At 65.4% G+C, this 14,267-nt stretch carries 17 protein-coding genes and 1 pseudogene; 11 read left to right on the forward strand and 7 right to left on the reverse strand.

Annotation, left to right across the window (positions count from 1 at the left end; all coding sequences use genetic code 11):
- Nucleotides 1-572 (reverse strand): annotated as a pseudogene (locus ACPGXI_RS02625) (glycerophosphodiester phosphodiesterase family protein); the annotation flags it as partial.
- A 4-nt stretch (nucleotides 573-576) separates the two neighbouring features.
- Entirely contained in the window at nucleotides 577-1,596 is a 1,020-nt protein-coding gene (locus ACPGXI_RS02630; protein ID WP_526649508.1) for a DUF4328 domain-containing protein, read from the reverse strand.
- A gap of 429 nt (nucleotides 1,597-2,025) precedes the next feature.
- Here ACPGXI_RS02630 and ACPGXI_RS02635 point away from each other — a divergent pair, with 429 nt between their 5' ends.
- Nucleotides 2,026-2,181, forward strand: a complete 156-nt coding sequence (locus tag ACPGXI_RS02635) for a hypothetical protein (protein WP_526649510.1) — start codon at nucleotides 2,026-2,028, stop codon at nucleotides 2,179-2,181.
- A gap of 48 nt (nucleotides 2,182-2,229) precedes the next feature.
- Here the strand turns inward: ACPGXI_RS02635 and ACPGXI_RS02640 are convergent, their stop codons facing one another.
- Nucleotides 2,230-2,547: a S26 family signal peptidase gene (locus ACPGXI_RS02640; protein WP_526649610.1), complete on the reverse strand. Its 318-nt coding sequence runs from the start codon at nucleotides 2,545-2,547 to the stop codon at nucleotides 2,230-2,232.
- Nucleotides 2,548-2,614: 67 nt separating this feature from the next.
- On the opposite strand from ACPGXI_RS02640, the gene sodN reads away from it, so the two are divergent.
- The 3 genes from sodN to ACPGXI_RS02655 all read left to right on the forward strand — a co-directional run bounded on the left by sodN (nucleotide 2,615) and on the right by ACPGXI_RS02655 (nucleotide 4,727).
- Entirely contained in the window at nucleotides 2,615-3,037 is a 423-nt protein-coding gene (gene sodN / locus ACPGXI_RS02645; protein ID WP_526649512.1) for a superoxide dismutase, Ni, read from the forward strand.
- A gap of 178 nt (nucleotides 3,038-3,215) precedes the next feature.
- Nucleotides 3,216-3,749, forward strand: coding sequence for a peptidase (locus tag ACPGXI_RS02650; protein WP_526649514.1), 534 nt, complete (start codon nucleotides 3,216-3,218; stop codon nucleotides 3,747-3,749).
- 579 nt (nucleotides 3,750-4,328) lie between these two features.
- Nucleotides 4,329-4,727, forward strand: a complete 399-nt coding sequence (locus tag ACPGXI_RS02655; RefSeq protein WP_526649516.1) for a transcriptional regulator — start codon at nucleotides 4,329-4,331, stop codon at nucleotides 4,725-4,727.
- Between the two features lie 60 nt (nucleotides 4,728-4,787).
- Here the strand turns inward: ACPGXI_RS02655 and ACPGXI_RS02660 are convergent, their stop codons facing one another.
- Together ACPGXI_RS02660 and ACPGXI_RS02665 are read right to left on the reverse strand one after the other, a co-directional pair.
- Complete coding sequence (locus ACPGXI_RS02660) at nucleotides 4,788-6,146, reverse strand: hypothetical protein (RefSeq protein ID WP_526649518.1); 1,359 nt, start codon at nucleotides 6,144-6,146, stop codon at nucleotides 4,788-4,790.
- Nucleotides 6,143-6,634, reverse strand: a complete 492-nt coding sequence (locus ACPGXI_RS02665) for an ImmA/IrrE family metallo-endopeptidase (protein ID WP_526649520.1) — start codon at nucleotides 6,632-6,634, stop codon at nucleotides 6,143-6,145. Before ACPGXI_RS02665 ends, ACPGXI_RS02660 begins: the two co-directional genes overlap by 4 nt.
- Nucleotides 6,635-6,891: 257 nt before the next feature.
- Between ACPGXI_RS02665 and ACPGXI_RS02670 the strand changes: the two genes are divergently transcribed.
- The 6 genes from ACPGXI_RS02670 to ACPGXI_RS02695 all read left to right on the forward strand — a co-directional run bounded on the left by ACPGXI_RS02670 (nucleotide 6,892) and on the right by ACPGXI_RS02695 (nucleotide 10,894).
- Entirely contained in the window at nucleotides 6,892-7,575 is a 684-nt protein-coding gene (locus ACPGXI_RS02670; protein ID WP_526649522.1) for a DUF6474 family protein, read from the forward strand.
- Between the two features lie 25 nt (nucleotides 7,576-7,600).
- Nucleotides 7,601-8,155 carry a copper resistance CopC family protein gene (locus ACPGXI_RS02675; protein ID WP_526649524.1) on the forward strand — a complete coding sequence of 185 codons (555 nt, stop codon included), beginning with the start codon at nucleotides 7,601-7,603 and terminating at the stop codon, nucleotides 8,153-8,155.
- The gene (locus tag ACPGXI_RS02680; protein WP_526649526.1) at nucleotides 8,152-9,075 is read left to right on the forward strand and encodes a CopD family protein; all 924 of its coding nucleotides are present in this window, start codon (nucleotides 8,152-8,154) and stop codon (nucleotides 9,073-9,075) included. The genes ACPGXI_RS02675 and ACPGXI_RS02680 overlap by 4 nt, the downstream gene beginning before the upstream one ends.
- Before the next feature lie 77 nt (nucleotides 9,076-9,152).
- Nucleotides 9,153-9,620: an Rv3852 family protein gene (locus ACPGXI_RS02685; protein WP_526649528.1), complete on the forward strand. Its 468-nt coding sequence runs from the start codon at nucleotides 9,153-9,155 to the stop codon at nucleotides 9,618-9,620.
- Between the two features lie 24 nt (nucleotides 9,621-9,644).
- Nucleotides 9,645-10,130: a ribonuclease E activity regulator RraA gene (rraA, locus tag ACPGXI_RS02690; RefSeq protein WP_526649530.1), complete on the forward strand. Its 486-nt coding sequence runs from the start codon at nucleotides 9,645-9,647 to the stop codon at nucleotides 10,128-10,130.
- Between the two features lie 38 nt (nucleotides 10,131-10,168).
- A complete protein-coding gene (locus ACPGXI_RS02695) occupies nucleotides 10,169-10,894 on the forward strand; it encodes an SDR family NAD(P)-dependent oxidoreductase (RefSeq protein ID WP_526649532.1) in 726 nt (241 codons plus the stop codon).
- Nucleotides 10,895-10,991: 97 nt separating this feature from the next.
- On the opposite strand, the gene ACPGXI_RS02700 is transcribed toward ACPGXI_RS02695, so the two are convergent.
- Nucleotides 10,992-12,476: a flavin-containing monooxygenase gene (locus ACPGXI_RS02700; RefSeq protein WP_526649534.1), complete on the reverse strand. Its 1,485-nt coding sequence runs from the start codon at nucleotides 12,474-12,476 to the stop codon at nucleotides 10,992-10,994.
- A gap of 75 nt (nucleotides 12,477-12,551) precedes the next feature.
- On the opposite strand from ACPGXI_RS02700, the gene ACPGXI_RS02705 reads away from it, so the two are divergent.
- Entirely contained in the window at nucleotides 12,552-13,193 is a 642-nt protein-coding gene (locus ACPGXI_RS02705; RefSeq protein ID WP_526649536.1) for a TetR/AcrR family transcriptional regulator, read from the forward strand.
- 37 nt (nucleotides 13,194-13,230) lie between these two features.
- Here ACPGXI_RS02705 and ACPGXI_RS02710 read toward each other — a convergent pair whose 3' ends face one another.
- On the reverse strand, nucleotides 13,231-14,235 hold the full coding sequence (locus ACPGXI_RS02710) for a PHP domain-containing protein (protein WP_526649538.1): 1,005 nt from the start codon (nucleotides 14,233-14,235) through the stop codon (nucleotides 13,231-13,233).
- Nucleotides 14,236-14,267: the final 32 nt, after the last annotated feature.

The raw sequence follows: 14,267 nt of genomic DNA on the forward strand, positions 1-14,267 counted from the left end.
TAGCGAGACGTCTCGCCGAGTAGCACCGTGGGCAACATCGGTGCGGCCCGCCGGATCCGCCACACCGCTGCGGCCGAGAAAGACATCACCACGGCCCGTGACAAATCCGCCGAGGCCGGCGCGGCCAGGCCGTAGCTGTGCAGCAGGGCCAGGACCTTGCTCTCCACCAAGGCGCCGTAGCGCACCGGATGCTTGGTCTCGATGAAGACCTTGACCGGACGATTCCAATCCAGGACCAATGTCACCAGGTCTTCGAGGGTCAACAGCCCGGTGTCACCCTGGCTGCCATCGGCGCGCCAACTCGGATGCCATGTGCCGTAGTCCAGGTCGCGCAGTTGCGCGAGCGTCATCTCGCTGACCAATCCGGTTCCGGTCGAGGTGCGATCCAGGCTGCGGTCGTGCAGACACACCAGGTGCCCGTCCCGGGTCAGCCGCACATCACATTCGACGCCGTCGGCGCCCTCTTCGAGGGCGCGCCGATACGCGGCCATGGTGTGCTCGGGACGGTCCGCCGAGGCACCGCGGTGCGCCACCACGAATGGATGCCCACCGAAGGTCTCGCGGGAGTTCATACCGCTATGCTGCCGGGTTCCGCCGTTCGGGCCCACCCGCAGACGCCGTGTCCCCGGCGGCCGTGTCGTCGGCAACCATCACCCACCGCGTCGAAGCCCGCTCCACGGGCTGACGTTCGAAACCGAGGTAGACCTGGAACGCCAGCAACACTGCCGCGAGCGCCAACAGGTACGCCACCGTGGTGGTCGCGGTGTTGTCGGCGATGCCCTGCGCGTCGGTGGTGAAGCTGGTTGCGATGGAGAAAATCGACACGCCGGTGCTGACCACCCAGACTCCCCACCACACCAGGATCGGCCGCCGCAGCGACTGCAGGCGACCCTCGGTTTCGGCCAACTCGATGACGTACACCGGTGCCCACGCCAGGTTCACCACCGGCATCAGACAACCCGCGCGCAGCTCCCACACCGACCTGGGTTCCGGAAGATCCAGGTGGGCGAACGCGGCAGCGCGCCTCGCGGTCAGCCAATTCGTCAACAGCACCGCACTCACAACGATCATGAACATCGCAATGACGCTGACGGCGACGCCACCCCACGTGGCCACGCCGGCTACCCAGCGGTTGAGCAACACCGTGCGATTGACGATCAGGAGCGCGTAGCGCACCAAGTGGACGAACGCCGCGGCGCCGAGCACCGCCATCGTCGCAACCAGCGCCATCCGCATCAGGCGGGTCGACGGTCCGCCGGGGGAGACTGTCCGCTCGGCGGGAGCATCGAAGCGCTCGATCAGGCCCCACCGGGGGATCGTCAGGTAGCGGGGCGTCGGACCGAGTGGGCGTCGCCCTCGACGCGGCGGCGGTGGCGCACCCGGTCGCACGGCGATCCATCGGTATCCCGACGGGAGCGGCGGGCCAGAGCGCCGCTGGCCGGGCTGGGCCTGGGCCTGGGCCTGCTGCGGCCCCCACTGGGCCTGACCGGTGGAGGTCGACGGCGCGAGCAGCGCGCCCTTGCATCTCGGACACCAAGCCCGCTGCCGGTCGCGCACGTTCCACCGCGTCCCGCACTGGGAACACACCTGGATCATCCGATCAGCTTAATGGGCTGTCCCACCGAGGCTCGAAAGCAGACCGGTCCACGAGGCGCCAGGCTCGGCTCCGCGACCATCACGGGCCGTACCGCGGCCTCCGCAACCGCGAGCAGTCTGGGAACTATCCACAGTTTCCACAGGTTCATCCACAGGTCGGCGAGCTGGCCGCGCGGTCCTGAGCCGCTACGTCGACGCGATCCGGCGCCATCCCTGTGGACTAAGTGCGGCCGTCATGCCGCGGCGATCAACAGGCTTTCCACCGCACGAGCGAAATAGCTCGTACAGCTAAGCAACGGACCAGCGCGGCCCGATACGTGCTCGATTCCTCGGCAGCGAACACGAGGCGGTATGATCGGCGTCACACGGGATATTATGTTGTGATCAATTTCGCCGGGCGGTAGTGAGCGTGCGGGTGAGGAGCATCTGATGGCGTCGTCGACAGACTCAGGTTCCGCCTGGCCCCCGTCTGGGTGGAATTCCTCTTCGAACGTCTACGACCGCAGTCAGCTCATGCCAGTTCTGCGGGCCGGGCTGATCGCTCTCGTGCTGCTGGGATTCCTGGCCCTGATCGTTCTGCTCTGATCTTCAAAGGCCTGATCTTCAAAGGCCTGATCTTCAAAGGCCTGATCTTCAAAGGCCTGGATCCGCTCGGGCCTCGCGATACGTCCACACCACTCGGTAGGACTGCGCCGCGGGAACCCACCCGAACTCCCGGGAGTCGGTCGCGCCCGGCGCCCCTGCATTGTCCGACAACGCCTCGAACACCGTCGCTGAATCCGACCGCCGCACCGCACCGACACGCTTGACCAGATACCGCGACGACGACCAAGGGTCAGGAAACACCCGCAGCTCACCCTCCCGCGGCCTGCCAGCGCGCAGCGCCACCAGCCCGTCGCCCGGCTGCAGTGTCGGCCGCATCGAGTCCTCCACGACGACGAACCGGCGCATCGGCCAGCCCCAGGAAGCCGGGCGCGGTCGGTGTTTTCGGCGCATCGCCTAAGGGTAAGTTAGGGCTATGCTGCATCGACTGTTCTCCAACGCCACCTCTGCCCATGCCCACTGCGACCTGTACTGCGGCGTCTACGACCCGGCGCAGGCCAAGATCGAGGCGCTCTCCTGCCTCAAGACGCTCCAGAAGTATCACGACTCGGACGACGAGCACTTCAAGATCCGCGCGATTCTGATCAAGGAGCAGCGCGCCGAGGAGGTCAAGCACCACCTCATGGTGCTGTGGGCCGACTTCTTCACCAAAGAGCACTTCGAGCAGTTCCCCAACTTGCACCAGCTGTTCTGGGACGGCGTCCATGGAGCGGGTGATGTGAAGAAGTCGCTCGATGTGGCTGTTGCGGAGAAGCTTTTGAAGACCATCGACGAAATCTCCGACATCTTCTGGCAGACAGAGAAGGCCAAGGGCATGGGTGTTTACCCGCCGGCCTGAGCGGGCAACCAGCGCAAGTCAGCAACGCAGCCCGGCTCGGTCGTGGACCGGGCCGGGTTTTCTTTTTCTGCCTGTTAGCACTCGTGTCCTCTTGCCTGCCAGCGGGTAGGTGCCGCATTCTGAGCCCATCGACCCACAGTCGTGTCGAGCATGTGCTGACGGATGCGGGGAGGCGAAAATGGATTCAGGGTCCGGTCGGGCGATCGAGATCGCCCCGTTTCATTCGCGTGGGTCACTCAAGGGATTTGTTGTTTCTGGTCGCTGGCCGGACTCCACAAAGGAATGGGCGCAGCTTCTCATGGTCGCCGTCCGCGTCGCATCTCTGCCGGGATTGCTTTCCACCACAACGATTTTCGGGGCTAGGGAGGAACTGCCCGAGGAGCCTCAGCCCGGCACCGTGGGGCTTGTTCTCGCGGAGGGCACCGTAGTCGGCGAATCCGCTATGTCACCGGGTCATTTCGCCGAACACCAACCCCCGGCACTGCTGATGCTGCATCCTCCCTCGGAAACCATGCCCTCACTTCCCGAATGCAATGGCGCAGCTTCTGGATGCGTGCTGCTGCCCGGTCTGCCACATCTCGGGTTGGAGCACCGCGCAGCGTGGGTGGAGGCGGAGTCCGACGGCACTGTGACGTCGATGGTCAGCCAGGTGGGCGTCGACCCGATCAGCCACCCCGACACTGCCATCCTGGCCATGCTCCTGGCCGCCTGAGGACTTTCACACCCCGACGTTCGAGGCCCGAAGAGCTCGATTGGGTTGTCCGAACTTGGTGGCACGAAGTTTGGTGGCAATTGCCGTCTGGGTTCTCATGCACCGGCGGCTGCCGGAGGTCTTTCTGAACACGCCGGCGAGCCCCTGTTGCGCGGCCCTACGGCGCCTCGAGATGCGGAGCGGCAGCATCGTCTGTCGGCAGCGTCTGTCGGCTGGCGGCATCCTGCGCGGTGTTGAGCAGCCAGCAAACGCAAGAGCCCGGAGTTGCCTGCAACCCGGGCTTTGCCCGGGGTAGACGGCCAGGCTCCCGCGGCAGCGGGCTCCAGAGGGCCGGCGAACTCTTGGTAACACCATCGTGACTATTTGCCTGGCGGAACCACGATTTGCCTGGCGGAACCACGATCCTGCCGTGTGACGAACCCATATTCCGGTCTCTCGCGGCAGGAACGGAGACCCGCCGTTGCCACCGGGTTTGTCTTTTTTTCGGTTTGCACTTGGTTGTGGGCGTAACTGTGGCTACGATGATCAGCAAATACGCCGCCCTGAAAGCTGCTTGTCTGTACGTGAGAGGTCAATTCCATGAGCAATACGTTTGCCGCCCGCCTAAACCGACTGTTCGACGTGGTCTACCCCCCCGGACGGGGCCCGCATACCTCGGCTGAAGTGATCGGCGCGCTCAAGGCCGAAGGCGTCACAATGTCTGCTCCGTACCTGTCGCAGCTGCGTTCTGGCAACCGAACCAACCCGTCCGTGGCAACTATGGCGGCGCTTGCCAACTTCTTCCGGATCAAGCCTGCCTACTTCACCGATGACGAGTACTACGCGAAGCTCGACAAGGAGCTCACCCTGCTGGCCGGCATGCGGGACGAAGGTGTTCGCCGAATCGCCGCGCGCACTGTCGGTCTTTCCGTCGAAGCGCAGCAGGATATCTCGCAGAAGGTCGACGAAATGCGCCGTCGCGAGAACCTGGACAATTAGCCTGACCGCGATGCCGGGGCGATAGCCGGCGAATCCACCGGCACGCTCAGGGCCAACGGCTCACGGCACAAGGCTTCGGTATTGCCGGGAGATCTCGAGAATCCATTCGCGGTCGGAATAGGTGGCGGGCTGCCGCAACCACGCAAGACCCGGGAACGCCGCATGCCGCGCTTGCCCCATCCCACCGATTCCTTGATGAATCCAGCTGGCGACCACCTCGGCCTGCTCCCTCGGCGGCACCTCGGGCGCCGTCAAGTCGGCAAGGTCACTCAAGTCGGCTAGGTCACTCAAGTCGGCAAGGTCACCCAAGTCGGCACGGTCACCCAAGTCGGCACGGTCACCCAAGTCGACACGGTCACCCAAGTCGACGACGTCACACAAGTCGGCCAGGTCGCTTGAGTTGGGCTCATCATCCAAATCACTGAGGTCGCCGAGTTCGTGTGTGTCTTTCCGGGCGCTGGCGTCGCTGAAGTCCGTTGACCGCAGGGCGGTAACCGTGCCCGCGCCGTCGGCGCGACTCAGCGCGCCATTCGCGTGCTGCAGCGCACCGTCAGCGGCAGTCGCCTCCAGAAACAGCGCATCAGAGATCAGGGACATCCGCTCGGCAACCCGGAATACCAGCGGGCCCCGCGGGCGCACACCTATTCCGACGTCGGGATGTCTACGGCCGAGCTCGTCGAGAATCGGCTGGATGGTGTGCAACTCCTGCCGAGCCCCGAACCAGTCTTCGATGCTGGGCAGCAGCGACCCGGCTGCGACCATGAACATCGCGCAACCCAGCAGCGTCGCCGCGGCGCCGATCCCGACGAGCCCACTGGTCCCGGCAGCGCGCAGCAGGAAGAACGCCAACGCGAGCACGATCAAAACGATCCCGATCGTGAACACGAACAGCGCACGACCCCGCCGAGTGCGGTTGGAGTGCCTAAGCCCTGCCCATGCCATCACGCTCAGCGCCAGCAGGACGTAGAGCAGCGGAAGCAGCAAGGACAACGAGAGTCCGCCCGCGTTGAGATTGTTCTTGAGGTACTCCTCGGGCGCCATCTCCGGTTGTTGACCATCCGAGAAGAAGACCGCCAGGCTCGCGGCCGCGATGACGGCAGCGACGCCGTACTGGGCGATGGCGATCTTCTTGGCGGCCTCCGGTGTCCGGATCGACGAGACGGTGGTGATCATCACACAACTGCCGGCTGCACAGGCGATCAGCGCCGTCTGACTCAGCCCGACCGATATGTTGGGCCACCGCAGCAGCCTGTCGATCAGCAGCGTCAACGGCTGCCAGTTGAGCGCCGCAACCGCGCCCAGGCTGCCCAACGCAACAATCATCGCCGTGCTCACCAGCGATTGCTTGTTGACCAGCGCCCACCCGATCCGCAGGCCGGTGGCCAATCCGAGAAGGCCGGCGATCACCCAGACGATCAACCAAACGCCTCTCCCAGGCGAACCTGAACGATCGAGGCACGATCTGAGGGAAGCCGACCCAACCGGTGGACGAGCAACGCGCCGAAGTCCTCCGCTTCCTGCTCAAAGTCCTCGCCGCTGGGACCCATGCAGCCGGTGCGCTGGTTGAGCATGTAACCGATCAACTCGGAACTGGCCATCTCCGTGCTGTCTCGAGCCGCCTCAACGATGGGAATGCCCTCGTGACCCAGGACCAGGTGACCGAGTTCGTGGGCCAGCGTCCGATCCCAGGCGGGCAACCCTTCCTGAATCAAGAACACATCGCGATCGCCGTACTGCCGCCACTGACCGCACACCCCGGCGGGCAGGTCGGCGGTCGTGATTTCGATCGGCCTGGCACGGTTCTCGCCGACCGCCTCCACCAGTCGAGTCAGCGACACTTCACCCCGCTTCGGGGCAAGATCGAGCACCTCGCTGACCGCGCGGGTGACACGGCGACTCGCAGGCATGTAAACCCCTCTCTCCTTTGCTGTCCACTATCCGCTGCTCGCTCCGAAAAGGCGAGCAGTTCGGGCTAGTTCATGTTCCGCATCGGGCGCCGGAGCGCCGGATCATTCACCGCGGGCACCGGTTAGCTGAGAGGCTCGAAGGCTTGGTTGTCGGGCCGCAGCCACCCCGGTGACTGCCGAACGCTAGGGTTTGGTCATCGTCCACCACTGAATACCCGGCGGGACGTGTCGACGAGAAGATATGGGAGGCCGCAGGGATGAGTCTGTTCAAGCGACGCAAATCCCGCGCTACCCGCAGGGCAGAGGCCCGTGCAATCAAGGCGAAGGCCAAGCTCGAGGCGAAACTGTCGGCCAAGAACGAGGCCCGACGTTTCAAGTCTGAGCAGAAAGCTCAGGCGCGCGCCGTGAAGGCACAGTTGAAAGCCCAGCACGGTAGCGATAGGACCGCGCTCAAGGTAGCTGAAACGGAACTGAAAGCGGCTCGCGAAGGCAAGTTGTTCTCGCCCACACGGGTTCGCCGAGGGCTGACCGTATCGCGTTTGCTGGCGCCGGTGGTGGTCCCTCTGGTCTATCGGGCGTCCATCACCGCTCGCGGACTGATCGACGAACGCCGGGCCGACAAGCTTGGCGTTCCGCTGAGTCAGCTGGGCCAGTTCTCCGGGCACGGCGCTCAGCTGTCGGCGCGGATCGCCGGTGCTGAACAGTCGCTGCGAAAGCTGTCGGAGACGAAACCCAAAACCGGCAAGGGCACCAAATCTGCCAAGGACCCCGAGACCAAGCAGTTCGTCGCCGCCGTCACCGAGCGGCTCGACGAACTTGCCGCCGCAGTCACCGCAGCCGAGAATATGCCGTCCGAACGCCGTCGGGCAGCTCACGCAGCAATCGCCGAGCAACTCGACGGAATCGACGCCGACCTTCTAGCCCGCTTGGGCGTGGTCTGACCCGTTGCCAGTTGGCCAGAATCACATGAAACCAACGTATTTCAGATCACTCGTGGCGGCCCACGTCATCGCCGCCGCTCTCCTTGCAAGCGCGCTGGCGTGCGCCGGCGCGGCATGGGCCCACGCCACCCGCATCGCCGCCGATCCCACCGAGAACGCCGTGCTGACGGAATCCCCGGCCCGGGTCAACGCGACGTTCAACGAAACCATGCAGGCCCAATTCGCCGCGATGACCGTAATCGGACCCGAGGGCAACACCTGGTCCGATGGCGAACCCGACGTCGACGGCGCGGTGATCAGCGTCGGAGTGCGCCCCGGCGGCCCCGCCGGGGATTACACGGTGAACTACCGGGCGACGTCTTCCGACGGGCACGTGGTGTCCGGCTCGTGGTCCTACCGTCTCATCGTTCCCGCGACCGGCAGCGACGGGGAACCGACCAGTTCCGCGTCACCAGCGGCCACGCCCGCGCCACCGGCAGCAGACGCCACCTCCGACGGGCTGCCCGTGTGGCCCATCGTCGCGGCGGCCACGGCAACCATCGCGGCCGGCGCAATTTGGGTGGTTCGGCGCAGACCGTGACTCACCGACGCGCGGTGGCGGGCGCTGTACTCGTCACCGCGTCGGCATGCGTGATGGCATGGGCACTGGCATATCCGGCTGCCTCGCTTGCCCAGACGTTGGCCAGGGCGCTGGCTGACGGTGCGGCGGTCGTCACGGTGGGTTTGGCCGTGTCGCCGGTCTTGGACACCGGGCGGCACCGCGTTGAGTTCATCCAGCGAGCCACGGCACCGTTGGTGACCGCATCGGCAGTCTGGCTGGTCGCAGAGCTCGTGCGGCTCGCCGTCACCGGGGCTGCGGCAGCCGGGGCCGGGATCACCGGCCTCAGAATGCACACGGCAGTCGAGTTCGCGCTGCACACTGCGCCGGGACGCGCGGGCTTGATCACCGTGACCGCCGCTGCGGCGGTCTGTGGAATTGCGGCGGCGGCCCCGCGTTCAGACTCGGCGCGCATCGTTGCCACCTGTCTGGCGGGCGTGGGAATCGCGGGCCACTCGCTGACCGGGCATCTGTCGACGAGCCCGTGGGGCGGCGTCGCGATCGCGGTGCACGCCTTGGCCGCCGCGCTGTGGTGCGGCGTGCTCGCCGGGCTGGTCCTCACCGTCGACCACCGCGGCCAATGGGCCCGGGTACTTCCCCGGTTCTCCCAGCTGTCGCTGGTGTGTGTCGCGGTACTCCTCATCGCGGGCGCCCTGGGTGGATCGGCGGTGATCACCGCCCCCGCCGATCTCTACGCAACCGGCTACGGCAGGGTGTTGTCGGCAAAACTCCTGCTTACCGCAGCGCTCACCGCACTGGCATGGCGCAATCGGGCGAGTTGGCTCCCCGCCGCCCGCAACCACCGAGCCACCGCTGTCGTGTCGACATCACGCGCGTACGCCGAACTGGCGTTGATGGCCACGGCACTGGCCGCGGCCGCGACGCTGGCGGTCACCGGGTGACACCAGAGGCCTCATGAGATACGACCTGGCATGATGGGCCTCTGCCGGGTGCAGATCACTCACTAAGGAGCAGCGACATGGCAGACCAGCCGGATGAGCCCGACCAAGGTCCCGATGCCGCAACCCCTGCGCAGCAGCCGCCGGAACCGCCGGTGAAGAAGGCGTCCGCCGCAAAGAAGACCCCGGCCAAAAAGACACCGGCCAAAAAGACACCGGCGAAGAAAACACCGGCGAAGAAGGCAGCGGCGAAGAAGGCGCCGCCCAAGAAAGCACCCGCCAAGAAAGCCCCGGCCAAGAAAACCCCGCCGGCTCCCGAAAAACTCGCGCAAACCAACGGCGACCTGACCGCTGCCGCCAAAGAGGCAGCTGCACAAGCCAAGTCAACTGTGACGACCGCGAGCAACGCCGTCTCCAGTCGGCCGCCAAACGAGCGCACCGACGAAGATTCGTCCCGCCTCCCTCTCGCCGCAGCGCTGATTGCCGGGCTCCTCGCGATCGTGGCGGTGCTGTACCTGGCTCGCCGCGGTGGCAGCGAGCGGCCCTGACCCTCCTGCTGGGATACTGACACGGTGACCATCACGCCGCGTCCCACCGCCGACTTGGTTGACGAGATCGGCCCGGACGTTCGTAGCTGCGATCTGCAGCTAGGCCAGTACGGCGGTCGCTCGCAGTTCGCCGGAACCATCACCACCGTGCGCTGCTTCCAGGACAACGCTCTGCTCAAGGCGGTGCTCTCTGCGCCCGGCGAGGGCGGGGTCCTGGTGATCGACGGCGGCGGATCCATGCATACCGCCCTGGTCGGCGACGTCATCGCCGAGTTGGGCCGGTCCAACGGGTGGTCGGGCCTGATCATCAACGGCGCGGTGCGCGACGCCTCGACGCTTCGCACGCTGGACATCGGCATCAAGGCACTGGGAACGAACCCGCGAAAGGGCACCAAGACCGGCAACGGCGTGCGCGATACGGCCGTCGAATTCGGCGGGGTGGTGTTCGTGCCCGGGCAGATCGCCTACAGCGACGACGACGGAATCGTCGTTGTCGCCCCGGCGGGCTGATGGCGGGGCCACCCGATTTGGCCGGTCGCTGCGCGATCGTGACCGGTAGCAGCGCCGGTATCGGGTTCGCCGCGGCCCAACGCCTGGCCGAGGCGGGCGCGGACATTGTCTTGAACGCCCGCGATGGGCCACGACTCTCGCAGGCCGTCGAACGCATCGCGGCGACGAACCCCGTCCGGATGGCCGGGGTCCCGGGCGATGCAGCCTCACCTGACATCATCGCCGAGCTGATGGCGACCGCAGCTGACTGGGGCGGAGCCGACATAGCCGTGGCCAATGCAGGCGGCGGGACGGACCACTCTCCGGTAACGGAGCAAGACGCAGCGCGCTTGTGGCGCAACAACGTCTGGGCTACCCAAGCTCTCATCGGTGCGGTCAGCCCGGCGATGACACAACAGGGCTGGGGCCGGATCGTCACCGTGTCCAGCGTGGCCGGCCGTCACCGTAGCCCCACCTCCGTGCCCGCCTACGCGGCGGCCAAAGCCGGCGTAGTAGCGCTGACGCGTTCGGCGGCCCACGACCTCGCGCCCTACGGAGTAACCGTGAATTGTGTGGCTCCCGGGGTGATCGCAACCGATCGAATCGTGGAACGTCTATCCCGAATGCCCGATGACCGCGCGGCAGACATCCGTTCGCAGATTCCGCTGGGGCGGTGGGGCGAACCGGATGAAGTTGCCAACGCGATCTCTTTTCTGTGCGGTCCCGAGGCCGGCTTCATCACCGGACACACCCTCGACGTCAACGGCGGATCGTGGATGAATTGACCCGCATTGGTTGACGCGGCAGGCAGCGTTACTGCCCTGTCTGCGCCGCGGGCAGGGGTGTCGGGCAGCGAGGCGTCGGGCAGCGAACGCAGCGCTGCTACGCCGACCTCACCGAAGACGCCGCAGGCACACGGTGCTTGGAGAACGCCAGCGCAGCGTCTTCGACCTTGCGGCGCCGGATCAGCTGCAAGTCGAGCAGATAGTTCTGCTTGAGCCGCCACGGAGCCCGGCCGCCTGCCTTGGGTAGATAGTCCAACGCCCGCAACACGTAACCCGGGGTGAAGTCCATCAGCGGCTGTGGGTCGACACTGCCGCCGGGATGCCTCGGCTCCACCGTGTCGTATCCATTGGCGTCCATGTAGTTGATCACCCGGCAGAAGAACTCCGACACCAAGTCGGCCTTCAGAGTCCACGACGCATTGGTGTATCCGATGGTGAAGGCAAGGTTCGGCATCTCGGTGAGCATCATGCCCTTGTAGGCCATCGTCTCGTTGAGTTCGATTCCCTTGCCGTTACGCGATATTGTCGCCCCCCCGAACAGCTGAAGGTTCAAACCCGTTGCTGTGACTATTATGTCGGCTTCGAGGTGTTGACCAGAGGCGAGTTCGATCCCGGTCTTGGTAAACCGCTCGATCGTGTCTGTGACGACGTCGGCCTTTCCAGAGCGGATCGTCTTGAACAGATCTCCGTTGGGCGCCAGGCACACTCGCTCGTCCCATGGGTTGTAGCGCGGATTGAAGTGCTTGTTGACGTCGTAGTTCTCGGGTAGGCGATGGCGGGCCATTGTCAGTAGCTGCTTGCGGAACATGTCCGGGAAGCGCCGCGCCATCTGATACTGGCCAGACTGCAGCAGAATGCTCTTCCATCGATTGAGCACGTAGGCGGCCTTCGCGGGCAGCCGTTTGTTTGTCTGCACCGTGAACGGGTCGACGTCGGGCAGTGCCGCTATGAACGTCGGGGACCGCTGCAACATCGTCACGTGCCCTACACCCGAATCGGCAAGTGCCGGAATGAGAGTGACGGCCGTGGCCCCACTGCCGATCACCACGACACGCTTGCCCGCGTAGTCGAGGTCCTCCGGCCAGTGCTGCGGATGGACGATGGTTCCCTCGAAGTCCTCAGACCCCGCGAACTCGGGCGAGTACCCTTGGTCGTAGTTGTAATAACCGCTGCACGCCATCAGGTACTTACAGGAGATGTCGATCAGCTCGCCGTCGCGTTCGACGCTCAACGTCCAGCGGGCGTCGGCGTCGGACCAGTCGGCGGCCGTGACGTGCTGACCGTATCGGATGTGCTTGTCGATGCCGTACTCGGCGACCGCCTCTTTCAGATAGGCGATGATGTCGGGGCCATCGGCGATCGCCTTCTCCGAAGTCCACGGCTTGAATCGGAAGCCCAGCGTGAACATGTCGGAGTCCGAGCGGATGCCGGGATACTTGAACAGATCCCAGGTGCCACCGAGATTCGCGCGGCGTTCCAGAATCGCATAGCTCTTGCCGGGGCAGCGGTCCTGGAGATGCCAGGCAGCACTGATGCCGGAGATGCCGGCTCCCACGATGACGACGTCGACAAATTCGGTCATAGCGTCAAGCTATCAACGCTCTGTCGAAGTAGTCAACATACTGTTGAGAAACTCAACGTGCGGTAAAGTCCAGGTGTGAGCGTCGGCAGCCAGACTCGCCCAGGGCGCGGTAGGCGTACTGCGCGCCCGTCCGGCGACGAACGTGAGCTGGCCATCCTGGAGACCGCCGAGCGCCTCCTCGAAGACCGTTCGATGGGCGAGATCTCGGTCGACGACCTGGCCAAGGGCGCCGGCCTGTCCCGGCCGACCTTCTACTTCTACTTCCCGTCCAAGAACGCGGTCCTGCGGACGCTGCTCGAGCGTGTCATCACCGAGGCCGACAGCGCGCTGCAGCAGTTGAACGACAGGCGGCCCGCCGGACGTCATGAGATCTGGCGGCACGGAATCAACGCGTTCTTCCAGACCTTTGGCGCGCATCGCGCGGTGTGCGCTGCGACCGTCGCGGCCAAATCTGCCAACTCCGAGGCCCGCGAGCTGTGGGCCACGTCGATGCAGCGGTGGATCGATCACACCGCCGGGGTCATCGAGGCCGAACGCGTCAGCGGGGCGGCTCCGGTCACCGTTCCGGCGCTGGAGTTGTCGACGGCCCTGAACCTGATGAACGAGTCGGTGATGACGGCGACCTTCGCCGGGCATCAACCGTCGATCCCCGACGATCGTGTGTTGGACAACCTGGTGCACATCTGGACGACGAGCATCTACGGCGATACACGCTGAGCTCCATAGCTGGAGGCGCCGCTGCTGCCAGAGCGATTCAGCGTTCCGCCCAGGCCAGCAGCTTCTCGGCGGACCAGGTGTTGACGATCCGGTCCGCGGCCAGCCCGGCGTCGAGTGCCCGCTGCGCACCGTAGCCGAGAAACTCCAGTTGGCCGGGCGCGTGGGAGTCGGTATCGATCGAGAACACACAGCCGATGTCCATCGCCGACTTCAGCAGGCGAGTCGGCGGGTCACGTCGCTCCGGGCGGGAGTTGATCTCGACAGCGGTCCCGCTGTCTCGGCAGGCGGTGAAGACCTTCTCTGCGTCGAACTTGGACTCCGGACGAATTCCGCGGCCCCCGGTAACCAGCCGCCCGGTGCAGTGGCCGAGCACGTCAGTGTGCGGGTTGGCCACCGCCTTGAGCATGCGGCGCGTCATCGCAGACGGGTCCATCGCGAGTTTGGAGTGGACGCTGGCGACAACGATATCGAGCCGCTCGAGCAACTCGGGCTCCTGATCGAGGGAGCCGTCTTCGAGGATATCGACCTCGATGCCGGTGAGAATCCTCATGGGAGAGGCCTTTTCGCGAATTCCGTCGATCACGTCGAGCTGCCTGCGAAGGCGCTCCGAGGTCAACCCGTTGGCGATCCTCAGACGTGGTGAGTGATCGGTCAGCGCACAATACTCATGGCCCAGATCGCGGGCCGCCAGCATCATCTCCTCGATCGGCGCCGACCCGTCGGACCAATTGGAGTGCACGTGCAGATCGCCGCGCAGTGCCGCGCGAATGGCGCCACCGCCCAAGTCTTCGGCGGCCGCGCGCAATTCGATGAGCGCATCCGGTTCGTTGCCCGCCCACGCCTGCGCGATGACCTTCGCGGTTTTAGGGCCTACCTTCGGGAGCGACTGCCAACTGTTGGCTGCGCCGTGCTGTTCCCGCTGGGCTTCGGTGAGCGCATCGATGACGTCGGCGGCGTTGCGGTAAGCCATCACGCGGCGAGAGTCTTCGCGCGCGCGGTCCTTGTAATACGAGATCTGGCGCAGCGCGGTGACCGGATCCATGCCGTCCAGTGTGACAACCCGTTGTCTGGTTT

It is taken from the genome of Mycobacterium sp. (assembly GCF_049608025.1).
Classification (GTDB): Bacteria; Actinomycetota; Actinomycetes; order Mycobacteriales; family Mycobacteriaceae; genus Mycobacterium.